The sequence below is a fragment of the Nesterenkonia xinjiangensis genome (assembly GCF_013410745.1).
Lineage (GTDB): Bacteria > Actinomycetota > Actinomycetes > Actinomycetales > Micrococcaceae > Nesterenkonia > Nesterenkonia xinjiangensis.
Map to the genome: position 1 here is coordinate 311,633 of NZ_JACCFY010000001.1, position 26,064 is coordinate 337,696.

Below are 26,064 nucleotides of genomic sequence, written 5' to 3' on the forward strand. Positions count from 1 at the left end.
GGTCGCGGCTCAGGCCCGCCGGCGCTTCAGCACAGCGTCGAGGTCGAGAGACTGCTGGACGGCCGTCTGCGGACGGGCCGGGGCCGGCGGTGCCACGGCCGGGCCGGAGGCCGCACGGCCGATCTTCACGTCTGCGGAGGGTTTGGGCGCCTCGGGGGTGATCGGCTCGGGCAGCGGACGCTCGGCCTTCTCCACCTCCAGATACTTCGGCTTGGGCAGCTCGCGCGGCTCCCAGGGCTCCGCGGGCGAGGCGGCGGCCGGGGCCGGCTGCTCCCCTGCCGGGAATGTCTCAGCGAGGTCGACCGGCAGTCCGTCGGCATCGACCTCCTGCAGCGAGCGGGGCCCGCCGACTCCGCGCTCGTCGGAACTCAACGCGTCGAACGGGCCCGTGCGGGCAGAGTGCTCGGTGACCGCGGCGGCGGTGCTGGGCACCGTCGGCCGGCGCAGTCCGGCCTCGTCCACATCAGGGTTCATGGCTTCCCGCAGCGCTGCATCCAGGCGACGACGACGGCGACGACGCCGACGGGAGGCGGCCATGGTGCGCAGCGTGGCCAGGCTGGCCAGGAAGACGGCGCCGGAGATCAGCGGCACAGTGACAGTGAGCGAGGTGGCGGCGGCCAGCACGCCGGTGACCGTCGCGGTCAGCAGCGCGAGCAGGCCCAGCAGCACCACCGAGGTCCTGCCCCAGTGGACGGTGAAACGGCTCGCAGGCTGGGCCGCGGGCGCTCCGGTCGTCGATGCGGCGCTGGCTCCGCCGCGTGAGGTGGTCGCAGACATGCTTGCCCTTCTTCGGGAGGTCTCCGAGGGTCGGCTCGGCAGTCGCTGGGCCCGGATGATCAGCGCCGCCAGGAAGAGCCCGGCGATCAGGGCGAACAGCACTGAAGAGTGGATGGGCAGACTGGGGATCACGTTGATGATCGCCATCTCGAGGCGACCGATGCCCAGCGTCACCGTGACTCCACCTGCCCTTCTTCAGCACCTTCATCTCCTGCGCACCGGGGGTTACGCCGATCATGAGGTACAGCTCCCCAGCGTAGCCGATCGGAGCTCCGGTTCCGGCGATCCCCGCCCGGCGACGCGAGGCGTGTCACATCAGCCGCGCGAGCAGCCCCGGGCCCACTTCCTCCGAGGTCAGCGCGAAGCTCCGGTGGTCGGTCCATTCCCCGGCGATGTGCAGATACCTCCGGCGCAGCCCCTCCTCCCGGAAGCCGAGCTTCTCCACCACCCGCAGGCTCGGGGTGTTCTCCGGGCGGATGTTGATCTCCACCCGGTGCAGGCCCCGTTCGAAGAAGAGGTGGTCGCAGGCCAGCGCGACCGCCGAGGTCATCAGCCCACGGCCGGCATGGCCCTGGTCCAACCAGTAGCCGATGGAGGTGGTGCGTGCCGAGCCGCCGATGATCGGCCCGACGGTCACCTGCCCGACCATCTGGTGGGCGGTGTCGGTGCCGGTGTCGGTCTCGCGGAACCAGAGGAGCCAGGGCAGGTGGGTCCCCGCCCGGGCGTGACGGGCCATGGTGCGGAGCATCTTCCGGACGCCGGCCTGAGTGGGCTCCGCGACCACGGGGCTCTCCGGCGTGGTGGCGTCCCACGGGGCCAGCCAGTCCTGATTGGTCCGTCGAAGTGCCAGGTAGCCGTGCTCGTCCCCGGGCGTGCACGGGCGCAGCCAGATCTGGCCTGCAGGGAGCTCCGCCGTCAGGGTCACCGGCCGTACGGACGTTCGGAAGGGGTTGGGCGCCATGGTCAGTTCCGTGCCAGGGCGAATCGGAGGGTGTCCAGGCCCAACATCCCCAGCTGCAGGACCTCGGTGTGGAAGGCCCGCAGATCGAACTGAGCGCCCTCGGCGGCCTCACGCTCGGCACGCACCTGCTCGAAGACCCGCTGACCGACCTTGTAGGAGGGGGCCTGGCCGGGCCAGCCGAGGTAGCGCACGAATTCGAAGTCCAGCTGCGCCTCGGAGATCGGCAGGTGCTCGCGCAGAAAGGCCCGCCCGGCCTCGGGCGTCCAGGTGCCGCCGCCATGCTGCTGCGGGGCAGGCATGCGGCAGTGCACGCCGATGTCGAAGACCACCCGTGCCGCGCGCATGCGCTGCATGTCCAGCATGCCCATCGCGTCACCCGGGTCGGAGAGATGGCCCAGTTCGCCCATGAGCTCCTCGGCGTAGAGCGCCCAGCCCTCTGCGTATCCGGAGACGAAGCAGCCGTGGCGCCGCCAGGAGTTCAGCCGGTCCTTGACCAGGGTGGCGGTGGCGATCTGCAGATGATGGCCGGGCACGCCCTCGTGATAGACGGTGGTGGTCTCCGCCCAGGTGGTGAAGCTGGTGTCCTCCGGCGGCACGGACCACCACATGCGGCCGGGACGACTGAAGTCATCGCTGGGGCCGGTGTAGTAGACACCGCCGTCCTGAGTGGGGGCGATGCGACATTCCACCACGTCCATGGGCGCCGGGATGTCGAAGTGGGTGTCCTTCAGTGCGACGACGGCGGCATCGGAGAGGCGCTGCATCCAGGCCTGCAGGGCCTCGGTGCCGTGCAGCTGGCGGGTGGGATCGGCGTCGAGGATCTGCTTGGCCTCGGCGATGCCGGTCCCGGGACGGATGCGCTCGGCGACCTTCTGCTGCGCGGCGACGAGCCGGGAGAGCTCTTCGAGCCCCCACTGGTAGGTCTCCTCCAGGTCCAGCACGGTGCCCGTGAACATCTGAGAGGCCAGCCGGTAGTGCTCGGGGCCGACGGCGTCCTCCTCCGGAGCGGCGGGCAGCAGCCCGTCGACGAGTCGGGCGGCCAACTGCTGATAGCCGCCCGCCGCAGCGGCCACACCGTCGGTGACATGGGCGACGACGTCGTCGCCGAGACCGGCCTGCCGAGCGGCCTCGATCAGGGTGGACAGCGCACCGTCGGTGCGCGCGTAGTCACGGCACTGCTCGGCGACTGCGAGCACCTGCCGGCGGGCCGGGACGTGACCGAGGCTCTGGGAGTGGCGCAGCGACTCCCAGTGACCCTCCAACGCACCGGGAAGATTGTGCAGCCGACCGGCGATGTGGGCGAAGTCTTCGGCCGAGGACTGCGGCATCAGCTCCAGGACCATCCGCACCTCTTGGGAGGGCGAGGCGAGAATATTCAGCTCCGTGCGGCCGGTCTCGTGCAGGGCGATCTCCAGGCCGAGACGCTCGCGCATCGCGTGCACGGTCACCTCATCGGTGCGGTCCTGCGCGGTGAGTCCGTCCAGGCCGGCGAGCGCCCGCCGGTGCTCGGCGACGACCTCCTCACGGCCTGCCGGGGAGAGATCCGAGTATTCGGTCTCGGCTCCGGAACGGCCCAGCATGGTGGCCTCTTCGGGGCTGATCGCCAGAAGCCTCTCGAAGTGTTCCTCAGCGTGGGCGTCGACGGCGGTGGGTGCGCGGGAGGTCATCCCCACATGCTAGCCGCGTGCAGGTCAGCGCGGACTGCGGTGCACGGCCCACCCGATCTAGAGGTGCACGTGCAGGCGGCGCGCGGCCTCGGCCAGCGACCCGGACAGCGAGGGATACACGGTGAAGGTGGCGGCGACGTCGTCGACGTGGATCTTCTGGGTGACCGCCAGCGCGAGCGGGAAGATCAGCTCCGAGGCCCGCGGAGCGACGACCACGGCGCCGATGACGGTCCCCGAGCCTTTGCGCGAGAAGATCTTGACGAAACCGTCCTTGACGTTGGTCATCTTGGCCCGCGGATTGGTGGCCAGGTCCAGCTTGACGACGTCGGCCTGGTACTTGCCGGAGTCGACCTGCTCCTGGGTGACGCCGACGGTCGCGATCTCCGGGGAGGTGAACACGTTGGAGGCCACCTGGTGCAGCTTGAGCGGCTTCACCGCGTCTCCCCGCATGTGGGAGACGGCCACGCGACCCTGCATGGCGGCCACGGAGGCCAGCGGCATCATGCCGGTGCAGTCACCGGCGGCGTAGATGTTGTTCGCCGTGGTGCGCGAGACGTGATCCACCAGGATGTGCCCGGACTCGGCGATCTCCACGCCGCATTCCTGGAGCCCGATGTCCTCGGTGTTCGGGATGCCTCCGACGGCCATCAGGCAGTGTGTGCCCTCCAGGACGCTGCCGTCGGTGAGGGTCACCCGCACACCGTCGGTGGTGCGCTCCACCGCCTCGGCGCGGCTCCGGGAGGCGACCTTGACCCCGACTCGGGCGAAGGAGTTCTCCAGGACACGGGCGGCGTCCGCATCCTCGCCCGGCAGCACCCGGTCACGCGAGGAGACCAGGGTGACCCCGGCGCCGAGACGCCGGTAGGCGGATGCGAACTCCGCCCCGGTGACTCCGGAGCCCACCACGATCATGTGCTCCGGCACCTCGGTGAGGTTGTAGGCCTGGGTCCAGTTCAGGATGCGCTCACCGTCGGGCACGGCCGAGGCCAGCTCGCGAGGGTGAGCGCCGGTCGCGACGATGAGGGCGTCGGCCTCGACCAGCCGCGTCTCTCCGCCCGGAGTGGTGACCTCGATGTGGTGGGGCGGCACGAGCCGCCCCCGGCCCTGGATGATGGTGACGCCGATGGCCTCCAGGGACGCGTGGATGTCCCGGGACTGGTCGTGGGCCAGCTTCAGCAGCCGCTCGTTGACCTTGGAGATGTCGGCCCAGGCCTCGGTCTCATAGGCGTCGCTGCTGTGCTCGCCGAAGCGCACCCCGAAGGCGGTGGAGGCATTGACCCGCCGCATGGCGTCGGCGGTGGCGATCAGCGTCTTGGACGGCACGACGTCAGTCAGCACGGCGGATCCGCCGAGGCCCTTGTCCTCCACGATGGTGACGTCGGCGCCCGCGTCGGCGGCGACGAGGGCTGCCTCATAACCGCCCGGGCCGCCACCCAGGATCGCGACACGGTCAGGGGCGAAATGCTTGCGGAGGTCAGATGAAGTCACGGGGACCATTGTGCCGACTAGGCGGCGCTTTTTCCTAGCGGACCTTCCGGACCGGGCGTGGCCTCCTCCAACAGCCGGGTCCGCAGAAGCGCGACCCCCGGCCCCTCCAGCTCGTCGAGCGCGACGGCGCGACCGGTCACCCCCAGCGCGAGTGCTTCCAACGTGCCACGCACCGGGGCCCCGACCCCTGCCTGCCAGCCGGCGTCGACGGCGATCAGCTCCAGCCCCGCGATCCGACCCGGCGGGACGAGGCCAGGGATGACGGCAGGGCCCGCCAGATGGTCCATCAACACCTCCCAGTGCCGAGCCGGGACATCAGCCTTGAGCCGCAGCGGCCTGGCGATGTCGCGCAGGTGGATGCAGGAGTCGGAAAATGGCCCCATCGGACCCACTCGCGGCGGGTCAAGGCGATCATCGCTGTGCCGCCGCAGCGCAGCGGTCAGCTCCTCGCGCGGTCGACGAGCCAGCCGACGGGTGATCGCATCGACGGTGCGAGCAGTGTTCCCGCGGTGCCGCAGTGCAGCAAGCAAGAACTGCGGGAACCCCACCACCATGGGCTGGACGAGATGAGCGGCCATGTGGTGGACCGTCCACCCGGTGCAGAGGGTCTCGGTCCGCCACTGGGTGCCGTCGAGGGATTCGAGAAGCTCCGCCAGGCGCAGGCGGTTCACAGTGGTCAGCTCCCAGATCGCCTCGTCACTGACTCGCCTGTCTTCAGCCATGACCGCAATGGTAGGGCTGTTCTCCGCGGCTCAGCCAGGGACCGCGTCCGGCTGGCCGGACGCGGTCTCCCGCACACACCCGCACGCAGGTAGATTGGGGCAGATGAGTGAGAACACGCAGCATGTGGCCCCTGAGCCCGCACTGACCCCCACGAACGACCCCACCGCCCCGGCCAACAAGCTGGCCGAGGCGGCCGCGCGGGTGCTTCTGGAGCGCACCGGCGTCGAGTCCTTCGACCTGGCCTGCACCCTGGGCTCAGGATGGGGCGACGCCGCCGGACAGCTGGGCGAGGTCATCGCTGAGGTCAGCGCCGATGACGTCCCTGGATTTCACGTCTCAGGGGTCTCCGGGCACACCGGCACCCTGCGGGCGATCCGCACCACGCAGGGCCGCACCATCCTGGTGGTCGGGGCCCGCACCCACTACTACGAGGGGCGCGGCGTCGACGCCGTCGCCCACGGGGTCCGCACCGCGGCCGCCTCCGGTGCGAAGACGATGGTGCTCACCAACGGATGCGGCGGCCTGAATCCGGACTGGGTGCCCGGCACGCCCGTGCTGATCAAGGACCACCTCAACCTCACCGGGACCTCGCCGCTGCGCGGGGCGCATTTCGTGGACATGACGGATCTCTACTCGCCGCGCCTCCGAGGAATCGCCCGGCAGATCGATCCGGAGCTGCCGGAAGGCGTCTATGCGCAGTTCCCCGGCCCGCACTACGAGACGCCCGCAGAGGTCCGCCACGCAGGCATCATCGGGGCGGACCTGGTCGGAATGTCCACCGCACTGGAGTCCATCGCCGCACGCGCCGCCGGGATGGAGGTCTTCGGCATCTCCCTGGTGACCAATCTGGCCGCAGGCATCTCCCCGGTGCCGCTGAGCCACCAGGAGGTGCTCGACGCAGGCCAGGAGGCCGCGCCGCGGATCGCCTCCCTGCTGGCTCGCATCATCGCCCGAGCCCTGGAGGACTGAGCCCAGGCTCCCGCTCACGGCTGCGCCCGACTAGGCTGTGACCCACCGTCTGCCACACCGTATGAGCCCGCGACCGAGGAGTTGAGACGCGTGTCGGAGAACACGAACGTCACCGTCCAGGACGAGCTGCTGAGCACCGTCCGCCGCTGGATCCGGCTGGACCCGGACCCCGTCACGCGCCGCGAGCTGGAGTCCCTGCTCGCCCGGGCCACGGAGAGCCCTGAGGCCGCTGAGCAGCTCGACCGACTCTTTGCAGGGCGTCTGGCTTTCGGCACGGCCGGGCTGCGTGCCGAGCTGGGTCCCGGGCCGCTGCGGATGAACCGTCTTGTGGTCCGGCAGACCGCCGCCGGCCTGCTGCGCTACGCCGAGGAGAAGCTGGCCGCCGTCGACGGAACCGCCGGAGGCGCCCGGCGCATCGTCATCGGTTACGACGCCCGCCACCAGTCCGACGAGTTCGCCGCCGAGACGGCACGGATCTTCGCCGACGCTGACTGGGAGGTCCACATCTTCGACCGGCCCGGCCCCACGCCCCTGCTGGCCCGGCAGGTGCTGGTCCGTGAAGCCTCGGTGGGCGTGATGGTCACCGCCAGTCACAACCCGCCGCGGGACAACGGCTACAAGGTATACCTCGGAGGGACGCTCTCACGCCTGCTGGAGCCCCACGGCCGGGGCGCCGGCGCGCAGATCACCGCGCCGGTGGACCGAGAGATCGCCACGACCATCGAGGCAGTGGTCGCCGAGGAGTTCGCCTCCTCGACCGAGACCCCTCCGGGCGAGGCCCCGGAGGTGCCGTCCGGAGCCCTGGCCATCGACGACGACGCCCGCGACTCCTACCGGGAGGAGGCCCTGGAGCTCCTGGACCCGGAGGGCTTCCCGCACCGGGACCTGACCATCATCTACACCGCCATGCACGGCGTCGGCGGGGAGATGGTCACCGAGCTGCTCGCCAAGGGCGGCTTCTCCCGGGTGGTGCCGGTGACTGAGCAGTTCGCTCCGGACCCGGACTTCCCCACCGCCGACTTCCCCAATCCGGAGGAGCCCGGCGCTCTGGACTTGGGGCTGCAGGCCGCCCAGGAGCATGACGCGGACCTGCTCCTGGCCAACGACCCCGACGCGGACCGGCTCTCCGCCGCCGTCTACGACCCGGCCAGGACGCAGTGGCGGCAGCTCTCCGGCGATGAGATGGGTGCCCTGCTCGGCGCCCATCTGCTGCGCCGCGGCCCGTTGCGCCCTCGCGAGGACGGATCCCCGGTGGTGATGGCCAACTCGATCGTCTCCTCCCGGCTCCTCGAGCGGCTCTGTGAGATCCGCGGCGTCGGCCACGCCGCCACGCTGACCGGATTCAAGTGGCTCGCCCGGGTGGAGGCCATGAGCTTCGGCTACGAGGAGGCCATCGGCTTCAACGTGGACCCCACCATGGTCAAGGACAAGGATGGGGTCTCGACCGCCCTGATCTTCGCGGAGCTCGTCGCTGACCTCAAGGCCGCCGGCAAGACGGCGATCGACGCGCTCGACGAGATCGCCGCCGAGGCCGGCGTCTTCATCACCGGGCAGGTCACCATCAAGGTCGACGATCTCAGCCAGCTGGGGCAGATCACCTCCGGGCTGCGTGCCGAACCTCCGACGGAGATCGCCGGCTCCGCCGTCGTCGAGTCCCTGGACCTGACGAAGGACCCGTTGCCCGGTGCCGAGGTGAACGAGGCCACCACCACCGATGCGCTGATCTACCTCACCGAGCAGGGCGACCGCGTCATCGTCCGGCCCTCCGGGACCGAGCCCAAGGTCAAGTGCTATCTGGAGGCTGTGGCCGACACCCCCGGCCTCGACGCTTCCGCCGACGCCATCGCCGAGGCCCGGCAGCGTGCCGCCGACCGCCTCGCCGAGCTCCGTGAGAGCATGGAGCGGCTCCTCGGCTGACCCTGCCGCGAGCCCTCGACCGCCCCCGCGACACCCCGCAGGAGAGACCCATGAGCACCACGCCCGACGGCGCACCCGCGCCTGCCCCCCGCGAGATGGCGGGCCTGATCGATCACACGGCCCTGAAGCCAGACACCGACGAGGCCACTGTGCGCCGCGTCGTCTCCGAGGCCCGGGAGCACGGGTTCGCCGCCGTCTGTGTGAACCCCCGCTGGGTGCCGCTGGTGGTCGCCGAGCTCACCGGCTCCACGGTGAAGACCTGCACGGTGGTCGGCTTCCCGCTGGGCGCAAGCACCACCGCCTCGAAGGTCGCCGAGACCCAGGAGGCGGTCGCCGCCGGCGCCCAGGAGATCGACATGGTCGTCGACATCGCCGACGCCCTCGCCGGGGACAGCGCGGCCGTGGAGACCCAGATCCGCGTCCTCGCCGACGCCGCGCACGCCGGGGGCGCGATCCTGAAGGTCATCCTGGAGACGGCGCTGCTCAGCGAGGACGCCAAGGAGCTGGTCTGCCGGGCCTCCGAGGCTGCCGGCGCCGACTTCGTGAAGACCTCCACCGGTTTCGCCGGCGGCGGCGCCACGGTGGAGGACATCGCCCTGATGCACCGCCTGGTCGGAGGCAGGCTGGGGATCAAGGCCTCCGGCGGGGTGCGCAGCTATGCCGATGCCGTCGCGATGGTGTCCGCCGGGGCAACACGCATCGGCGCGAGCTCCTCTCTTGATATCGTGGGAGCAGACGAGACGACATCCGCTCCAGGCGCCGCAGACGACTACTGAGCAGCGGACCGAGCACACTTCCTCAGGGGGACCACATGATCAGCAACGGCCAGGTCAAGGCCTTCTCCGGCCAGGGCAACCTCGTCGGAAACCTCATCGCATTCATCTTCGTGTTCGGCCTGCTCATCGGCTCTGTGGTGGCCATCGGGTTCTGGTCCCTGGAGAACGCCTGGATCCCCGGGCTGGCCTTCATGGCCCTGTGGACCCTGGCCTTCTTCGTGGCCCAGGAGGTCGTGGGCCGCTCGGACTCCCTGGAGCAGCAGGACCTCCACGGTGAGCACGGTGAGCCGCTGGACGCCATGGCCTCCCGCGCGGCCGAGTCCCAGGCTCCCATCCACGAGCCGAAGGCCCACTGAGCTCGTCCCCTGCGCTGAGAGCCCACTGAGACCCTGACGCCACTCAACCCCGACCCCACTCCCCCTGACCCCGCCTCCGGCCGGAACATCGGGGTGGACCTGCTGCGGGTCATCTCGGTGGCCGCCGTCGTCATCGGTCACGCGTATCCGGCGATGCCCGGCGAGGAGTACCTGCAGATCTGGCGGATGCCGCTGTTCTTCTTCCTCGCCGGGTTCTTCTTCTCGACCTCCAGGACGTTCAGCGGAGAGTTCGCGGTCCGATGGAGGACCCTGGCCACCCCCTACATCAGCTGGTTCCTGATCCTGCTGGTGGCCGTCTGGGCCATGGAGCACACCCCCTGGCCCTTCGATGAGCACGTCATCTCCGGTGCTCTGGCCGGCGGCGCCTCCACCGACATGCCGTTTCTGGCGTTCTGGTTCATCTCGGTGATGTTCTTCGCCGCGCTGCTGCTGCGCATCCTGGTCAGCCTCCCGTGGTGGGTGGGCGTCATCGTCGCGCTGGTGGGCCTCACCCTGGCCGAGATCCCCGAGTCCCGCATGGCCTATACGGTGCTCGGCATCGGCCTGGTGCCGGCCTGCGTGACCTACATGTTCGCCGGGTACTGGTTCCGCCGGCACTTCTGGCGGATCCCCCGGCCGGTGCCGGTGGGCCTGGCGTGCCTCGTCCTCGGATTCGGCGCCGTGGCGATGGGCGCGGAGACCATGAACATGAAGTGGTCCGGATTCGGCACCTATCTGCTCTCCCCCGCCCTGGCGATCATCATCTGCTGCGGAATGGTGCTGCTCTTCTCCACCCGCATCGACGCCGTCCTGCGCCGCTCCGCACCTGTGGTGACGGTGATCTCCGAGCTGGTGCGCACCGGAACCCTGGTGGTCTTCGCCCACGCGCTGGTGCTCTATCTGGCGCTGCGCTGGCTGGACATCGAGGAGCCTCTCACGCGCACCCTGCTGGCCCTTCTCCTGTGCTGGGGCCTCGGCGTGCTGGTCAACCGGACGCCGGCGTCGCCGTACCTGACAGGGCTGCCGGCGCGAAGATCGCCTCGAAAACCTGCGCGAGCCACTCCAGCAGCGCCCCGTCCGTGAGGTCCTGACCGCCGATGCGGGAGGTCGCCGGACGTGGGATGAGCACGGCGCTGATCGAGGATTTGATCTGTGAGCCCGGGTACATCCGCTCCAGGCGCATCTGCCGCGACTCCGGCAGCTCCTGGACCGGGCCGAAGCGGATGAACTTGCCCTGCACCCCGATGTCGGAGAGTCCCACGGAACGGGCGCGGTTGCGCAGCCGAGCGACCTCCACCAGGTTCTGCACCGCCTCGGGCAGCTCCCCGTAGCGGTCCTGCCATTCGGTGACGACCTCGGTGATCTTCTCCTCGGTGTCTGCGGCGGCCATCTTGCGGTAGCCCTCCAAGCGCAGCCGTTCCCCGGGCACGTACTCCGCGGGCAGGTGCGCGTTGATCGGCAGCTCGATCTTGACCTCGACGATCTTCTCCTCGGAGTCACCGCGATAATCGGCCACCGCCTCACCCACCAGGCGCAGGTAGAGATCGAAGCCGACCCCGGCGATGTGGCCGGACTGCTCGCCGCCGAGCAGGTTTCCCGCCCCTCGGATCTCCAGGTCCTTCATGGCCAGCTGCAGGCCGGCGCCGAGCTCGTTGTTCGCAGCGACCGCCTTCAGCCGCTCCAGGGCCACCTCCCCCAGCGGCTTCTCAGCGGGGTAGAGGAAGTAGGCGTAGGCCCGCTCCCGGGACCGGCCCACCCGGCCGCGCAGCTGGTGCAGCTGGGAGAGCCCGTAGGTGGAGGCCCGGTCCACGATCAGCGTGTTCGCGTTGGAGATGTCCAGGCCGGTCTCGATGATCGTGGTGGAGACCAGCACGTCGAACCTCTTCTCCCAGAAGTCCTGGATGATCTGCTCCAGGCGCGCCTCGCTCATCTGCCCGTGGGCCACCTCGACCCGGGCCTCGGGGACGAGTTCACGGACCTTCGCCGCCGTGGCCTCGATGGAGGAGACCCGGTTGTGCACCACGAACACCTGGCCCTCACGCATGAGCTCACGGCGGATGGCGGCGGAGACCTGCTTGTCGGTGAACGGCCCCACATAGGTCAGGACCGGGTGCCGCTCCTCCGGCGGTGTGGCCAGGGTGGAGGTCTCACGGATTCCCGCCATGGACATCTCCAGGGTGCGAGGGATCGGCGTGGCCGACATCGCCAGGACATCGACATCGGTGCGCAGCTTCTTCAGCGCCTCCTTGTGCTCGACGCCGAAGCGCTGCTCCTCGTCGATGATCACCAGGCCCAGGTCCTTGAACTGGACCTCCCGGGAGAGCAGCCGGTGGGTGCCGATGACGACGTCGATGCTTCCGTCGGCCAGCCCGGAGATGACTTCCCGGGACTGCTTGGGAGTCTGGAACCGGGACAGTGCCCGCACGGTCACCGGGAATCCGGCGAAACGCTCGGTGAAGGTCTCCAGGTGCTGTGAGGCCAGCAGCGTGGTGGGAACCAGCACCCCGACCTGCTTGCCGTCCTGGACGGCCTTGAACGCCGCACGGACGGCGATCTCGGTCTTCCCGTAGCCGACGTCGCCGGAGATCAGCCGGTCCATGGGCACCTCACGCTCCATGTCCCGCTTGACCTCCTCCATGGTGGTGAGCTGGTCCGGGGTCTCCGGATGCGGGAAGGCGTCCTCCAGCTCGGCCTGCCAGGGGGTGTCCGGGCTGAACGCGTGCCCGCGGGAGGCCATGCGTGCGGCATAGAGCCGGATCAGTTCACCGGCGATCTCCTTGACCGCCCTCTTGGCCTTGCTCTTGGTCTGCGCCCAGTCGCTGCCGCCCATCTTGGACAGGCTCGGAGCATCCCCGCCCACGTACTGAGAGACCTGGTCCAGCTGGTCGGTGGGGACCATCAGCCGGTCCTTCGGGCCGCCCCGCTTGGAGGGGGCGTACTCGAGCACCAGGTACTCGCGGATCCCGGCGGTGCCGGCCCGGACAGCCTGAGGAGACCCGACGGGACGCTGCATCAGTTCCACGAACTGGCCGATGCCGTGCTGCTCGTGAACGACGTGATCGCCCTTCTTCAGCGCCAGCGGGTCCACCGCGTTGCGCCGACGACGTGCCGGCATACGGCGCCCGCCGGTGGATCCGGAGCGCATCGAGCGGCCCAGCATCTCCGACTCGGTGAGAAGCGCCAGCTGCAGGGCGTCGACGGCGAAGCCCTGCGAGACCTCCGCGGTGGTGACCGTGATACGGCCGGGCGCGGGGGCGTCGTCGAGGGTCTCGACGAGTTCAGCAGGCACATCGTGTTCCTTGAGCAGCTCGACCACGCGCTGCGCGGAGCCGTGCCCCGCGGTGGTGACCACCACCGACCAGCGGTTCCGGGCGCGATCGGCCAGGAACTGCATGACCTCATCCACGCTGCCGCGGTAGCCGATGGGCTCCCGGGAGTCGAGGGAGACGATGTCCGCGTCCTGCTCGAGCTCCTCGTCAAGGCCCAGGGAGGTGATGGACCACCACCCGGCTCCGTGCTCCAGGGAGGCGTCCCGCGTCTCGGCGAGGGTGGCGAAGGAGCCGGCGGCCAGGCCCTCCTCCTCGGCGGCGGTGATGTCCAACGGCGCGGACCCGCCGTCCGGGGCTGCGGCCCAGGCCGCAGCGAGGAACTCCTCGTTGGTGGCGGCCAGATCGTGGGCCCGGCCGCGAGTCCGCTCCGGTTCGATCACCAGGGTCAGGGAGCCGGCGGGCAGCTGGCTGACCAGCGGCACCATCTCCTCGACCAGCACCGGGGCCAGAGACTCCATGCCCTCGGCGGCTATGCCGTCAGCGATCTTGGTCAGCAAATCCTGGGCGTGCGGCATCTGCGGCAGCAGCTCCTTGGCCCGGGCTCTGACGGCCTCGCTGATGAGCAGCTCGCGGCAGGGCGCGGCGTCGAGCACCGTGGGGTGCTCATCATCGTCGAGGGAACGCTGGTCGGCCACGGAGAAGTGGCGCATCTGCTCGACCTCGTCACCGAAGAACTCCACCCGCACCGGGTGGGACTCGGTGGGCGGAAACACGTCCAGGATTCCGCCCCGCACTGCGAACTCACCACGGCGGGTGACCATGTCCACCCTGGAGTAGGCGGCGTCGGCCAACGCGGCGACGACCTCGTCGAAATCGCGCTCATGGCCGGTCTCCAGGCGGACCGGAGCGAGGTTCCCCAGACCCGCCACCAGCGGCTGGACCACCGCACGGACCGGCGCGACGACGACGTCGAGCCTCCCGGCGTCCTCCGGGTGGGCGAGCCGACGCAGCACGCCAAGACGCCGCCCCACCGTGTCCGAGCGCGGAGAGAGCCGCTCATGGGGCAGGGTCTCCCAGGAGGGGAAATGGGCGACCTGGATGCCCGGCGCATAGCTGCGCAGCGAGGTGGCGAGGTCATCAGCCTCGCGGTCCGTGGCGGTGACGGCCAACAGCACGCCGGTGCCCTCGGCGCTGCGCAGCCGGGAGGTGATCTCGGCGACCAGGGCGGGGCGCAGCCCTGTGGTGGCCGCGATCTGCAGCTCCTCGGTACGTTCGGACGCCGGATGCGAGGCCGCGGCGGCGACCCGCCCGTAGGGGGAGCTTGCCGCCAGTGCCGTGCGCAGTCCGGACAGAGCCATGGGGTGGGACGCCTCGCTTCGTGACAGTTCAGATGTTCGGTGCCGGGGATTCAGGGCCGAGCGGCCTCCCACAGGATACTGCGCATCCGACGCCCCGAGCATCCGCGTCCGCTCTCAGCGGCTCAGGCTGACCTCATGAACCGTGGCGACCCGAGCGCTGTGTGCTCCCTGCCTCAGCTGGGTCGGATCCACCTGGCCGGCCACGAGGGCCGCGAGCGCCAGCGCGAAGCCGCTCAGCTGCCACCAGGTGAAGGCCTCTCCGAGCAGAACCGCGCCCAGCAGCGCCGCCACCAGCGGGGAGAGCAGCCCGAGCAGGGCGGTGGCGGTCACCGGCAGCCGCCGCAGCCCGTCGAACCAGAGCCCGTAGGCCAGCAGGCCGCCCACCAGCCCCAGCCAGGCGTATCCGAGGACGGCGCCGGCGTCGATGCCCGCGGGGACTCCCTCCAGGGCGAGCGCGGGCACCAGCAGCACCAACCCTCCGGCGGTCAGCTGCCAGCCCGCATAGCCCACGGGTCCCACGCCCTCCGGCCGGCCCCACCGCTTCGTGAGGATGACGCCGGTGGCCATGCACAGCGCCCCACCCAGTCCTGCGGCGACCCCGACGCCGTCCAGGGCGGCGGCCGGGCCGAGCACCACCATCCCGACCCCGAGGACGCCGACCATCCCCCACAGCAGCCGCCAGCGGCACAGCCGCTCGGAGAGCACGAGGACGGCGAGCACGGTCACCAGCAGCGGCTGGACCGCCCCCAGGGTGGCGGCCGCGCCACCGGGGAGCCGTTCGGCGGCGAGGAACAGCAGAGGGAAGAACGCCCCGATGTTCAGCATGCCCAGCACCAGCGCCTTCCACCACCAGTGGCCGCGCGGCAGCCGTCGGGCGATCAGCAGGGCCAGCAGGCCGGCCGGAAGAGCTCGCAGGAGCCCCGCGACGAGCGGACTGTCAGCGGGGAGCAGCTGGGTGGTGACGATGAAGGTGGTGCCCCAGGCGGCCGGGGCCAAAGCGGTGAGCACGGTGACGCGCGCGAGATCGGTCATGCCTTCAGCCTCCGCTGATGACTATCAATGAGTCCAACACATCCTTGTCATCGCATCGATCGTAATTCACGATAGATCCATGGATCTCCAGCAGATGCGCTACGTCCTCGCGGTCGCCGAGCACGGCAGCTTCACCCGGGCCGCCCAGCGATGCTTCGTGGTGCAGTCCGCGCTCAGCCACCAGATCGCCGTGCTGGAACGGGAGCTCGGGCTGAGGCTCTTCGCCCGGTCCAGCCGGCGGGTGGAGCTCACCGCCGCCGGTCAGGCCTTCCTTCCCGCAGCCCGCCAGGCGCTCGAGGCCGCCGACCGGGCGGCCGCGCAGGCTGCGGCCGCCGCCGGAGAGGTCCGCGGCACCGTGCGCATCGGCATCATCCCCACGGTGACCGCCGTGGACCTGCCGGTGCTGCTTCGCCGTTTCCATGAGGCGCACCCTCAGGTGGCCGTGAGCCTGCGGGTGGCGCGCAGCGATGAGACCGTCGCCGACATCCGGGCGGGCCGGCTCGACGTCGGGATCCTGGGACTTCCCGCCGGGCAGACCCCCGTCGGAGTGAGCTCACGGATGCTCGCGCAGGATCGGCATGTGGCCGTGATCGCCTCTGGTCATCGACTCGCGGGCAGGAAGCGGGTCCGTCTGGCCGAGCTCGCCGAGGAGCCCTTCGCCGACTTCCCCGCGGACTCTCCTGGCCGCGCGCAGACCGATCTGGCCTTCGCCGAGGCAGGGCTGGTCCGGGAGGTGGCCTACGAATCGACCACGGCGGACCTGATCGTGGGGCTGGTGCGGCAGGGGCTGGCCGTCGCGCTGCTGCCGTCGGCGCTGCGGCGCGAGTTCTCCGGACTGCACATCCTGGCGGTGACCGGCGGACCCACCCGCACCGAGCATCTGGCCTGGGACGGGTTCAACACCTCCCCGGCGGCCGCCGCACTGCTGGAGCTGCTCGAGGCCTGACAGGGCGGGGCGGACAGGCTCAGCCGGAGAGCCGCTGCCGGCGACCGTGACGCAGCCCGACCTCGTAGCCCACCAGGGCGATGATCCACAGGGCCGTCATCGGGAGCACGAACCACATCATCGCCACGCTGAACGGCCCCAGCGCGGCGTGATGGGCGGCTGCCATGACGAGGTAAGCCACGTAGGAGGCGTAGAGGGCCACCAGCAGCGCCCCCTCCCACCGCCCGATGGACTGGCCGGTGAAGGCCAGCGGCAGCAGCACCAGGGCGGTGGCCAGCATGACCGGCAGATCGAAGTGGATCGCCGCCGGGTCGATGGCGATGCCCTGCGGCGCGATCACCGCGGTCACCCCGATGACGGCTCCGATGTTGAAGATGTTGGAACCCACCAGATTGCCCACCGCCATCTCCCGGTCACCGCGCAGGGCCGCGATGATGCTGGTGGCCAGCTCCGGCAGCGAGGTGCCGATGGCGACCACCGTCAGACCGATGATCAGCTCTGAGACACCGAACGCCTCGGCGATGTCCGTGGCCCCGGAGACCAGCATCCGGGCGCCGCCCACCAGCAGCGCCACCCCGACGGCGACCAGCACCAGATCTGTCAGCACCGAGCGCAGCGTGGTGGCCCGCAGCGCGCGCACCAGCTCACCTGGCCCACCGTCGTCGTCCTCACCATCCTCGGCGGCGACGTCGACCTGTGGCGCCGCACCGTGGACCTGCTGCCGGCGGGCATAGAGCAGCAGCGCGACGAGATACGCCACCAGCAGCACCAGGAGCAGGACCCCGTCCCCGGTGGAGAAGCCGCCATCGAGTGCCAGCACGAGCAGGAGCACGGAGAAGCCGATCATCACCGGGATGTCCGCGCGGATGAGCTGCAGCCGCACCGCCAGGGCTCCGAAGATGGCCGTCAGCCCGAGGACGAAGAGGATGTTGGCGATGTTGCTGCCCACCACGTTGCCCACCGCCAGCCCCGGAGATCCGGACAGCGCCGCGCCGGTGGAGACGGCGAGCTCGGGGCTCGAGGTGGCGAAGGAGACGATGGTGAGTCCTACGACCAGCGAGGACAGGCCGGCGGTGCGTCCCAGGGACCCGGCGCCGCGGACGAGCGCTTCGCCACCGGCGACGAGGAGGACGAACCCGCCGAGCAGCAGGAGGATGCTGAGGATTGTCACAGCACCAGAGTACTCAGGTGCTGGCCCGTCCGAGCCGCATCCGCCGCCGCGTCGTCGGCGTGACCTCTCGGCGCGTGAGGCCTTGCGCGGACGGAAGCCCCGCGGCAGACTCTGCATGGACCCAGCTAGACGCTTCCACCGGCAGGAGCGGCACGACGATGACTGTGACCCAGCTGGTCGGCATTCTCATCGCCGGGTTCTCCGGCCTGGCGATCGCTGCCATCGGAGCCATCTACCTCGTGGCTCCCAGGAGGGCAGCGAGCGGCTTCGGACTGCCGTCGCTGCCCCAGGAATCTGCCACGCCGTGGTTGCAGCTGAAGGGCCTCCGCGACCTCGCCACCGGAGTGGTGGCAGGAGTCCTCCTGGTCACCGCCCCCGTACCCACTCTGGGGTGGGCGTTGCTCGCCTTCACGCTCATACCGGCGGGGGATGCGCTCGTCGTGCTCCGCTCCGGTGGGCGACGCGGGATGGCGTGGGGCGTCCACGGTGGGACAGCCAGCCTCATGACGGTGGGAGCTGTGCTGCTCCTCGCCGGCTGATCTGTGCCTCTGCCCAGGGCAGAAACCCTGGGCGACGCCGTCAGGGGCGGTCTACTGTGGGCCCATGAGCGAGAGGGCGTGGGACCAGACGACGTCGGGCCAGGCCCCGTGGCGGCAGCACCGCTGTGGCACCCATGGTCGGCAGGAGCCGCTGTGGCGTGAAGTGCTGGGGGCGCGGCTGCGCCGCCTGCGCAAGCACCAGGGGCTGACGCTGCACGAGCTCGCCGCCGAGGCAGGGATCTCCCCGCAGTACCTCTCCGAGATCGAGCGCGGCCGCAAGGAGCCCTCCTCTGAGATGATCGCCGCCGTCTCCGGCGCTCTGGGGATCGGGCTGGTGGATCTCACCGCCGAGGTGGCGGACGAGCTGCGTCGCGACACCCTCTCCTTCATCGGCTTCTCCCCCGCCACGGACTTCGCAACGGCCCCGGGGCACCCTCGGGCCGACGTCGGGGCGGCTCCGGTGGTGAGCCTGAGCGCTGTGGCCTGAGCGGTCGGGCCCGAGGGTCCGGACGGTCGACGAGGGCACGGATACGGGACTGCTCCATGCGTTCCTCGGGGCCGGGGCGCAGAATTGAAACCTTTCACCTGACCAGAAATCCTGTTACGGTGCAGCGCATCATGTGATGTAGACCACATGATGAGAGCCTGCGGATCTGTCTGGATGTCTTCGCCGTCGAAGAATTCCAACGTTGCATGCTTTCCACCGCATCCCGATGAGAGGACTCGACGATGACACCCTCAGCCCTACCCGCACGCCCTGGGGACGCACGACGCAGGTTCCCCCACCTCCCCCGCCTGCTCGGTGCCCTCCTGGCCGCCCTCGCCCTGTGCGCGGCGTCGCTGTCCGGCGGCACCCTCGCCACGGCGGCCGTGCCGGAGGAGGCCCGAGCCTCCCAGCAGGCCTGCGGCGGCGGAGACGCCGTGGTGACCGGCAGCCAGAGCGCCGGATTCACCACCACCTACCGCGGAACGACCGTCTACCAGGGCGACAACTACATCATCGCCATCTGGGAGGCGCTGGGAAGCCTCACTCCCGGACGCACCACCCAGGAGAGCGTCTCCGTGATGGCCAGCGGCTGGATCGGGAACAACACCATCGATCTGCCCAGCCACACCTCCTTCGAGGTCTGCGGCACCATGGGAGTCGGCAGCACCAGCGGGCGCGGCGCCATCGAGGCCTTCGACGCCACCGACGTGGCGATCCCGCACCTGACCATGACCGGCAGCCCTTGGTTCGGCATGCACTTCGGGGCGGTCCGCGGCCTGCACCTGGGTCAGATCACCCTCACCCTCGACACCGGCCTGGGCATCCGCTTCGACCGCCAGGCCTCCGACAGCACCTCGGTGGTCATGGACCACGTGTTCGTCTCAGGGACCGACAACCACGGCGTGGAGACCTGGAACATCAACGGCCTGGACATCGGCACGGTGATCGCCCGCGACGTCGGCTACGCCGGTCTGCTGCTGAACAACACCCGCAACGCCCGCATCGGGCTCGTCGACGGGCACAACGTGGCCACGGGCACCGGCTACGCCACCTTCCGCATGGCCAACACCGCAGGACGGGCCGCCGACGGCGGCTACGCCACCAATGTGGTGGTGGATCGAGTGGTCGCCCATGGCGGCGGTCGCGGCATCTTCTGCGTCTCCCAGTCCGGCGGTCTGCACATCGGCGAGGTGGAGCTCAGCGGCAACGGCGGCAACTCCGTGCTGATCGAGAACTGCTACAACGTCACGCTGGCCTCCGGCACCGTCGACGGCGGAGGCGAGGTCAGGATCTCCTCGCGCAGCGAGTTCCCGGTCACCCGAGATGTCAGCATCAGCCTGGACGTGAACGGCACCGCGGTACGCGAATCACCCTGCGGTCAGAACATCTCCTGGCAGATCACCGGGGACGCGCCCCAACACATCTGCTGATCAGGCGGCCAGCGGCCTCGCCGCCGCCGTCGAACGGGTGCTGAGCACCTCGTCCACCAGCCCGTAGTCCAGGGCTTGGGCCGCGGTGAACACCCGGTCCCGATCGGTGTCTCGGCGCAGCTGCTCGACGTCCCGGCCGGTGTGACGGGCCAGCACCTCCTCGAGCTCCCCGCGGACGCGGACCAGCTCGTCGGCGTGGAGGATGAGATCAGGGATGGCGCCGCGGCCGGCGCCGATCGCCGGCTGGTGCAGCACGATCCTGGTGTGCGGCAGCATCGCCCGCGCCCCGGCCTCGCCGCCCGCCAGCAGCACCGCCCCGGCGGCGAAGGCCTGCCCCACGCAGGTCGTCGCCACCGGGGCGCGGATGTACTGCATGGTGTCGTAGATGGCCAGCGTGGCCGAGGGGTCCCCGCCCTCGCAGTTGATGTAGAGGTTCACCGGCGTGTCCGGGTCCGCGGACTCCAGGTGGAGCAGCTGGGCGATGACGGCGTTGGCCACCCCGGAGTCGATGCCCGTGCCCAGGTAGATGATGCGCTCGTGCAGCAGCTGGGAATAGACGTCCATGGCGCGTTCGCCACGTCCGTCCCGGGTGATGACCTGGGGGATGGTGTAGGCGCTCATCGCGTCTCCTCCCCTGCGACACGTTCCAGGTGGGAGGTCAGTCCCACCGGACGCCGTCGGGCCCGCGGCACGATCCCGCCGAAGTCCTCGGCCACCCCGTCCACGAACCCGTAGGTCACAGCCTCGGCCGCGCTGAACCAAGTGTCGCGCAGCGAGTCGTCGAAGACCTGCCCGAGCGGCCGACCGGTGTCCTCGGCGATCAGCCCCAGCACGGTGTCCCGGGTGCTGCGCAGATCCTGGGCCTGGAGCTCGACGTCGGCCGTCGAGCCCCCGATGCCCGAGGAACCCTGGTGCATGAGGATCTTCGCGTGTGGCAGCGCTCGGCGGCGGCCCGGCGTGCCGGCCGAGAGCAGGAACTGCCCGGCGCTGGCGGCCACGCCGAGGGCGAGCGTGGACACCGGGCAGGGCACGAAGCCCATCAGGTCGCGCAGGGCGAGCATCGCCGGCACGGAGCCGCCCGGAGAGTGGATCCACAGGGCGATCTCGGTCTGCGGATCATCGGCGGCCAGGGTCATCAGCTGGGTCATCAGCAGGGTGCCGTTGTCGTCGTCGAGGACGCCGTCGAGGACCAGGACTCGACGATGGAGCATCTCCTGGCGTGCGTTCTCACCGAACATCGGGGCTGCGGGGGTCTCTTCGCTCATGAGTCCAGGCTCGCCGTTCAGAAGCCCTGAGGAGGAAGAAACCTGCTGGGGGCGGATCTGCCGTGGGCTGATCAGCTCAGAGCGGCGCCGGCCCTATGATGGAGGGCACCATCATCCAACGAGAAGGAGCACCACCCGTGGCGCTTGAAGCTGAGACCGTCATCTCCCACGACGTCGACAAGATCGTCGCCGCCTACGCCTCGCGCGACTTCCACCAGCACCTTGCTGACACGGTCGGTTCCACGTTGGAGAGCTTCGAGGTCAGCGGGGACCCGGCGCATGCCTTCGAGGTGACCTCGAAGCAGTCGATGTCGGTGGACCGCCTGCCCGACATCGCCAGGAAGGTCATCAAGGGGCAGGTCACCGTGACTGTCACCGAGCGCTGGTCGAAGCCCGACGCCGACGGCTCACGGCGATCTGACATGGACGTCAAGATCCACTCCGCTCCGGTGAGCGCGGCTGCCTCCCAGGTGCTGCACTCGCGCGGCTCCTCTGAGACGCTGTCCACCGTGCGCGGCGAGGTCTCCACCTCGATCCCGCTGATCGGCAAGAAGCTGAAGTCCGCGGCGGAGCCCTACATGAAGAAGCTCGTCGCGGTGCAGTCCCGCGAGGTCGCGAAGTGGATCGAGCAGAACGGCTGAGGCTTCGCTGAGCCTCAGGCCTGGTGGACGGTGTTCTGCGCGCCGGTGAGACCCTCGGTGATGATCAGCTCGACGGCGTCGGCGGCACGCTGGACCAGCTGCGGCAGCTCGTCGGCCTGGTCGGGGGAGAACTTCTGGAGCACGTAGTCTGCGGTCTCCATGCGCCCCGGCGGACGCGAGACCCCCACCCGGACACGGATGTAGTCCCGGTCGCCCCTGAGGTGCTGGGTGATGGACTTCAGCCCGTTGTGCCCGCCCTCGGAGCCGCCGCGCTTGAGCTTGATGCGGCCGAAGTCGAGGTCGACCTCGTCGTGGACGACCACCAGCCGGGCCGGGTCGACGTCGAAGTAGTCGACGAGACCGCGGATCGGCTTGCCGGAGGTGTTCATATATCCCTCGGAGACGGCCAGGACCACTTTGGGCCCGCCCAGTCCGAGGCGGGCCGCCACGACCTGGGCGCCGACCTTGGTGCGGGTGTACTTCGCGTCCATGCGGTCGACGAGCTCGTCGAGGACCATGTGCCCGATGTTGTGCCGGGTATGACGATAGCGGGACCCGGGATTCCCGAGTCCCGCTATCAGCCAGGTGTCAGATGCCATGCCCCGCAGTCTATCGAGGAGCGGCGATCCTTCGAATCAGCGTCGGATCAGCGTGAAGCTGATCAGGCGTCGTCACTCTCGGACTCGCCCTCGGAGGTCGACTCCGCCTCGGACTCCTCGGCGGTCTCGTCCTCGTCGCCGAGGTCCTGGACGGTCGGCTCGTAGATCGTGACGACCGGAGACTCCAGGTCGGTGATCGCCAGGGTGACGCCTGCGGGCAGCTGAAGGTGCTCCGGCAGGGCGTTCTCCTCGCGGTCGGTGATGTCGATGCTGATCGAGTCCGGCAGGTGCGTGGCCTCGGCCTCCACTGCCACGGTCGGCTGGTCGAGCAGGTACTCGAGGCCGCTGGCCGGCTCGCCGATGACCTCGACCGGAGCGTCGACGACGACCTTCTCGCCGGAGCGCACGGCCAGCAGGTCCAGGTGGTCGACGCTGCGGTAGATGGCGTCACGCTGGATGTCCTTGGGCAGCACGAGCTGCTTCTTGCCCTCGATGTCGAGGGTGATCAGGGCATTGGGATTGCGGACCGCCAGGGTGGTCTCGTGGTTCGGCAGGAGGATGTGGATCGGGTCCTCGCCGTGGCCGTAGACGACGCCGGGGATGTAACCGCTGCGGCGGGCCTTGCGGGCTGCGCCCTTGCCGAAGTCGGTGCGCGTGGTGGCCGGAATGACGATCTTGTCTGCCATGATGTGTCCTTCGTCGGTTGTCTGCTGGAAGTTCCAGGGCCTGGGGCCGGAACCGACGAGTTCACGAGACAGGGCTGATGAGCGTCCTGTCCGTCGCCTCGTCGATCACGGAGCCGCCGCCGGACCGTCATCGGTCAGCCGGCGCTCCCTCGCCTGGGCACAGTTGATCATGGTACCACGGGGCCACCTGTCGGTCGCCGCCGTGTTCGGCGGGCGGCCATACCGAAGTTCCGCCATACTCAGAATCATGGACACCGCACCGATCCTGACCACGACGACGCTGCGCACCTGCGAGGACCCGCACCGGCTGCTCATCCTGGTCCCGGGCCTCGGCACCGATGTCGCCTCCACCTGGGCGCACGTCTCCCCGAAGCTGGCTCCGGGTGTCTTGGCCGTGGGCCTGGACCTCCCCGGCCATGGCCTCTCGGCGCCCTGGACCGACGCACCGAAGGCGCCCACGATGCGGCTGCTCGCCGAGGCCGTGGTGGACAGTCTGGAGCGACTCCGCGAGCAGCGGCCGAGCCTGCGGGGCATCCCGGCCCGCCTGGCAGGCACCTCGCTGTCCGGCGGGCTGGCGCTGGAGCTGGCGGCCTTCCACAGCGATGCTCTGGAGGCCACGGCCGTGATCGGCGGCCTGCCCCGCTTCGGCACCGCGGAGCTCTGGCAGCAGAGGGCGCAGCAGGTCCTCGACGACGGCACGGCCGCACTGGTCGAGCCGACCCTGGGGCGCTGGTTCTCTCCAGGGTTCCGCACGGCGGCCCCCGAGGCCGTGGAGGCGGTGATGGCCTCCCTGCGCGCCGCCGACAACGCCTCCTACGCCGTCTTGTGCTCAGTGCTGAGCCGTTTCGATCTGCGGACCCAGCTGTCCGAGATCCGCACTCCGGTCCACCTGGTCGCCGGTGAGTTGGACGAGGTGGCGGCACCGGCGCTGCTGCGCGAGGTCGCCGAGACCGTTCCCGACGCCGAGTTCACCATGGTCGAGGGCGTCGCCCATCAGATCGCGGTGGAACGACCCCGGCAGATCGCCGCGCTGCTCAGCGCCTGAGACCTGCCCCACCCCTGAGACCTGGCCGAAGCGAGAGGATCAGGCGTGGTCGCGGCATGAGCCGCCCAGAGGTCATGTGACACGAGACACTCTCAGCCCTGGTCCCGCTAATGTAATATCTGGTACGTTACCGGCCATGGTGACCTCCATCGCATCCGTCTGCCTCTCCGGCGGACTCACAGACAAGATCCATGCATGCGCCGCGGCCGGATTCGACGGCATCGAAATCATGGACTCGGACCTCACGGTCGCCCATGAGTCGCCGGAGGAGATCCGCGCGCTGTGCGAGCGCCTCGGACTCCGGATCGACATGCTCCAGCCGTTCCGCGACGCCGAGGGCGTCGACGAGGACCTGTTCGCCGACACGCTCCGGCGGGCACGCGAGAAGTTCCGCACCGCCCAGAGGCTCGGCACCGACCTCATCCTGGTGTGCAGCAATGCCGCCACCGCCACCGTCGACGACGACGCCGTGACCGCCCGCCAGCTCGGCGAGCTCGCCGATCTCGCCGCCGAGCACGGCATCCGCCTCGCCTATGAGGCGCTCGCCTGGGGGCGATTCGTCAACGATTATCGACATGCCTGGCGCCTCGTGCAGCTGGCCGACCGGCCGAATCTGGGAACCTGCCTGGACAGCTTCCACATCCTCTCCCGCGGCCACGACCCGGCCGCCATCGAGGAGATCGACGGCGAGAAGATCTTCTTCCTGCAGCTGGCGGACGCACCGGACCTCAACATGGACGTGCTCTCCTGGAGCCGACACCACCGGCTCTTCCCCGGCGAGGGATCCTTCGACCTGGTGACGTTCCTGACCCATGTGCTCCGTGCCGGCTACACCGGACCGCTGTCCCTGGAGGTCTTCAACGACACGTTCCGCCAGACAGACACCGGACGCACCGCCGCGCACGCCAGACGATCCTTGACCTGGCTGGCAGATCGCGTGGCCACGACCGACAGCCATGACGACAGACGGATCCCCGAGGCACAGTGCCCGCATGCCGTCGACTTCGTCGAGATCTCCGGGGCAGACCTCTCCACGGCCGACCACATGCTGGAGCAGCTGGGCTTCACCTTCCGCGGATCCCACCACCGCAAGCCCGTGCGGCTGTGGACCCTCGGCACAGCGCGCCTCGTCCTCGACGAGCAGGACAAACATGAGACTCCGCACCTCTCCGGCATCGGCCTGTCGGTGGACGACTCCGACCGCGCCTCGGCCCGCGCCGAGGCTCTGGGCGCGCCTCCGGCCTTCCGCCGGACCCACACCGGGGACCATGAGCTCAGAGCCGTGGCCTCGCCGGACGGCACGCAGGTCTACTGGAACGATCAGCCCGCCGAGACCTGGACCGAGGAGTTCACCGGGGGCGACGACGGCGACAGCTCCGGCGCCGTCGTCGATCACATCAACCTCTCCTACCCGTGGCAGGACTTCGACGAGGCGGTGCTGTTCTCCACCAGCGTCCTCGGCCTGGACGCCCAGGCCTCTTCCGAGGTCCCGGGTCCCCGAGGCCTGGTCCGCAGCCAGGTGATGCGCTCCCCCGACGGCGTCGTGCGCGTGCCGCTGAATCTGGCGCCGCCCACGGCGCCGACCCCGCCGCGCCATGTGGCCATCAGCTGCCAGGACGTGATCGGCGTGGCCGAGCGGGCCCGCGCCCGGGGACTGCAGTTCCTGGCCGTGCCCGCCAACTACTATGACGACCTCGCCGCCCGATTCGCACTGGACACGGCCTTCGTCGACCGCCTGCGCAGACTGGATCTGCTCTACGACCGTGACGACGACGGCGAGTTCATCCACTTCTACACTCCGACCCTCGGAGACGTCTTCCTCGAACTCGTGGAGCGGCGCGGACACTACGACGGCTACGGCGCCCCGAACGCTCCGGTGCGACTGGCCGCGCAGCGACCAGCTTCCTGACCAGGGACGACAGAGGGACATCGGGGCACTGTTGACGCCTAATGTAATAACCG

General features: G+C 69.9%; 24 protein-coding genes. 12 read left to right on the top strand and 12 right to left on the bottom strand.

Translation table 11 applies throughout. The features are described from left to right. Window positions 1-9 precede the first annotated feature (9 nt). The 5 genes from HNR09_RS01535 to HNR09_RS01555 form a co-directional block, all read right to left on the bottom strand. Window positions 10-951: a hypothetical protein gene (locus HNR09_RS01535; RefSeq protein ID WP_179540444.1), complete on the bottom strand. Its 942-nt coding sequence runs from the start codon at window positions 949-951 to the stop codon at window positions 10-12. Window positions 952-1,087: 136 nt separating this feature from the next. Then, the gene (locus HNR09_RS01540) at window positions 1,088-1,738 is read right to left on the bottom strand and encodes a GNAT family N-acetyltransferase (protein ID WP_179540445.1); all 651 of its coding nucleotides are present in this window, start codon (window positions 1,736-1,738) and stop codon (window positions 1,088-1,090) included. 2 nt (window positions 1,739-1,740) lie between these two features. Then, entirely contained in the window at window positions 1,741-3,405 is a 1,665-nt protein-coding gene (locus tag HNR09_RS01545; RefSeq protein ID WP_179540446.1) for a DUF885 domain-containing protein, read from the bottom strand. Between the two features lie 57 nt (window positions 3,406-3,462). After that, window positions 3,463-4,902, bottom strand: coding sequence for an NAD(P)H-quinone dehydrogenase (locus HNR09_RS01550; RefSeq protein WP_179540447.1), 1,440 nt, complete (start codon window positions 4,900-4,902; stop codon window positions 3,463-3,465). A gap of 8 nt (window positions 4,903-4,910) precedes the next feature. After that, window positions 4,911-5,615, bottom strand: a complete 705-nt coding sequence (locus HNR09_RS01555) for a maleylpyruvate isomerase family mycothiol-dependent enzyme (RefSeq protein WP_179540448.1) — start codon at window positions 5,613-5,615, stop codon at window positions 4,911-4,913. A gap of 103 nt (window positions 5,616-5,718) precedes the next feature. Here HNR09_RS01555 and HNR09_RS01560 point away from each other — a divergent pair, with 103 nt between their 5' ends. From HNR09_RS01560 to HNR09_RS01580, 5 genes are all read left to right on the top strand, one after another. Next, window positions 5,719-6,585 carry a purine-nucleoside phosphorylase gene (locus HNR09_RS01560; RefSeq protein WP_179540449.1) on the top strand — a complete coding sequence of 289 codons (867 nt, stop codon included), beginning with the start codon at window positions 5,719-5,721 and terminating at the stop codon, window positions 6,583-6,585. 90 nt (window positions 6,586-6,675) lie between these two features. Next, on the top strand, window positions 6,676-8,502 hold the full coding sequence (locus HNR09_RS01565) for a phospho-sugar mutase (protein ID WP_343047405.1): 1,827 nt from the start codon (window positions 6,676-6,678) through the stop codon (window positions 8,500-8,502). Between the two features lie 50 nt (window positions 8,503-8,552). Next, complete coding sequence (gene deoC, locus HNR09_RS01570; protein WP_179540450.1) at window positions 8,553-9,278, top strand: deoxyribose-phosphate aldolase; 726 nt, start codon at window positions 8,553-8,555, stop codon at window positions 9,276-9,278. Window positions 9,279-9,313: 35 nt separating this feature from the next. Then, window positions 9,314-9,634 carry a hypothetical protein gene (locus tag HNR09_RS01575; protein ID WP_179540451.1) on the top strand — a complete coding sequence of 107 codons (321 nt, stop codon included), beginning with the start codon at window positions 9,314-9,316 and terminating at the stop codon, window positions 9,632-9,634. Between the two features lie 93 nt (window positions 9,635-9,727). Next, window positions 9,728-10,717, top strand: a complete 990-nt coding sequence (locus tag HNR09_RS01580; RefSeq protein ID WP_179540452.1) for an acyltransferase family protein — start codon at window positions 9,728-9,730, stop codon at window positions 10,715-10,717. Here HNR09_RS01580 and mfd read toward each other — a convergent pair. Next, on the bottom strand, window positions 10,620-14,261 hold the full coding sequence (gene mfd, locus HNR09_RS01585; protein WP_179540453.1) for a transcription-repair coupling factor: 3,642 nt from the start codon (window positions 14,259-14,261) through the stop codon (window positions 10,620-10,622). The genes HNR09_RS01580 and mfd overlap by 98 nt on opposite strands. 114 nt (window positions 14,262-14,375) lie before the next feature. Beyond that, on the bottom strand, window positions 14,376-15,293 hold the full coding sequence (locus HNR09_RS01590; protein WP_179540454.1) for an EamA family transporter: 918 nt from the start codon (window positions 15,291-15,293) through the stop codon (window positions 14,376-14,378). A gap of 79 nt (window positions 15,294-15,372) precedes the next feature. Between HNR09_RS01590 and HNR09_RS01595 the strand changes: the two genes are divergently transcribed. Beyond that, on the top strand, window positions 15,373-16,239 hold the full coding sequence (locus tag HNR09_RS01595) for a LysR family transcriptional regulator (protein WP_179540455.1): 867 nt from the start codon (window positions 15,373-15,375) through the stop codon (window positions 16,237-16,239). 19 nt (window positions 16,240-16,258) lie between these two features. Here the strand turns inward: HNR09_RS01595 and HNR09_RS01600 are convergent, their stop codons facing one another. Further along, on the bottom strand, window positions 16,259-17,410 hold the full coding sequence (locus HNR09_RS01600) for a calcium/sodium antiporter (protein ID WP_179540456.1): 1,152 nt from the start codon (window positions 17,408-17,410) through the stop codon (window positions 16,259-16,261). A gap of 158 nt (window positions 17,411-17,568) precedes the next feature. Between HNR09_RS01600 and HNR09_RS01605 the strand changes: the two genes are divergently transcribed. The 3 genes from HNR09_RS01605 (at window position 17,569) to HNR09_RS01615 (ending at window position 19,866) form a co-directional block, all read left to right on the top strand. Next, window positions 17,569-17,949, top strand: coding sequence for a DUF4267 domain-containing protein (locus HNR09_RS01605; protein WP_179540457.1), 381 nt, complete (start codon window positions 17,569-17,571; stop codon window positions 17,947-17,949). A 64-nt stretch (window positions 17,950-18,013) separates the two neighbouring features. Continuing rightward, window positions 18,014-18,436: a helix-turn-helix domain-containing protein gene (locus HNR09_RS01610; RefSeq protein WP_179540458.1), complete on the top strand. Its 423-nt coding sequence runs from the start codon at window positions 18,014-18,016 to the stop codon at window positions 18,434-18,436. A gap of 242 nt (window positions 18,437-18,678) precedes the next feature. Then, window positions 18,679-19,866 carry a right-handed parallel beta-helix repeat-containing protein gene (locus HNR09_RS01615; RefSeq protein WP_179540459.1) on the top strand — a complete coding sequence of 396 codons (1,188 nt, stop codon included), beginning with the start codon at window positions 18,679-18,681 and terminating at the stop codon, window positions 19,864-19,866. Here HNR09_RS01615 and HNR09_RS01620 read toward each other — a convergent pair whose 3' ends face one another. Beyond that, window positions 19,867-20,487 (bottom strand): ClpP family protease, encoded by a 621-nt coding sequence (locus HNR09_RS01620; protein WP_179540460.1) that lies wholly within the window; start codon window positions 20,485-20,487, stop codon window positions 19,867-19,869. Continuing rightward, the gene (locus tag HNR09_RS01625; protein ID WP_179540461.1) at window positions 20,484-21,131 is read right to left on the bottom strand and encodes a ClpP family protease; all 648 of its coding nucleotides are present in this window, start codon (window positions 21,129-21,131) and stop codon (window positions 20,484-20,486) included. The genes HNR09_RS01620 and HNR09_RS01625 overlap by 4 nt, the downstream gene beginning before the upstream one ends. A 137-nt stretch (window positions 21,132-21,268) precedes the next feature. Here HNR09_RS01625 and HNR09_RS01630 point away from each other — a divergent pair, with 137 nt between their 5' ends. Further along, window positions 21,269-21,772 carry a DUF2505 family protein gene (locus HNR09_RS01630; protein ID WP_179540462.1) on the top strand — a complete coding sequence of 168 codons (504 nt, stop codon included), beginning with the start codon at window positions 21,269-21,271 and terminating at the stop codon, window positions 21,770-21,772. Between the two features lie 14 nt (window positions 21,773-21,786). Here the strand turns inward: HNR09_RS01630 and pth are convergent, their stop codons facing one another. Both pth and HNR09_RS01640 read right to left on the bottom strand, forming a co-directional pair. Next, window positions 21,787-22,371 carry an aminoacyl-tRNA hydrolase gene (gene pth, locus HNR09_RS01635; protein ID WP_179540463.1) on the bottom strand — a complete coding sequence of 195 codons (585 nt, stop codon included), beginning with the start codon at window positions 22,369-22,371 and terminating at the stop codon, window positions 21,787-21,789. 62 nt (window positions 22,372-22,433) lie between these two features. Further along, window positions 22,434-23,057, bottom strand: coding sequence for a 50S ribosomal protein L25/general stress protein Ctc (locus tag HNR09_RS01640; RefSeq protein WP_179540464.1), 624 nt, complete (start codon window positions 23,055-23,057; stop codon window positions 22,434-22,436). Between the two features lie 247 nt (window positions 23,058-23,304). Between HNR09_RS01640 and HNR09_RS01645 the strand changes: the two genes are divergently transcribed. Beyond that, window positions 23,305-24,102, top strand: a complete 798-nt coding sequence (locus HNR09_RS01645) for an alpha/beta fold hydrolase (RefSeq protein ID WP_179540465.1) — start codon at window positions 23,305-23,307, stop codon at window positions 24,100-24,102. Between the two features lie 136 nt (window positions 24,103-24,238). Further along, window positions 24,239-26,011, top strand: a complete 1,773-nt coding sequence (locus HNR09_RS01650) for a sugar phosphate isomerase/epimerase and 4-hydroxyphenylpyruvate domain-containing protein (RefSeq protein ID WP_179540466.1) — start codon at window positions 24,239-24,241, stop codon at window positions 26,009-26,011. Window positions 26,012-26,064 lie beyond the last annotated feature (53 nt).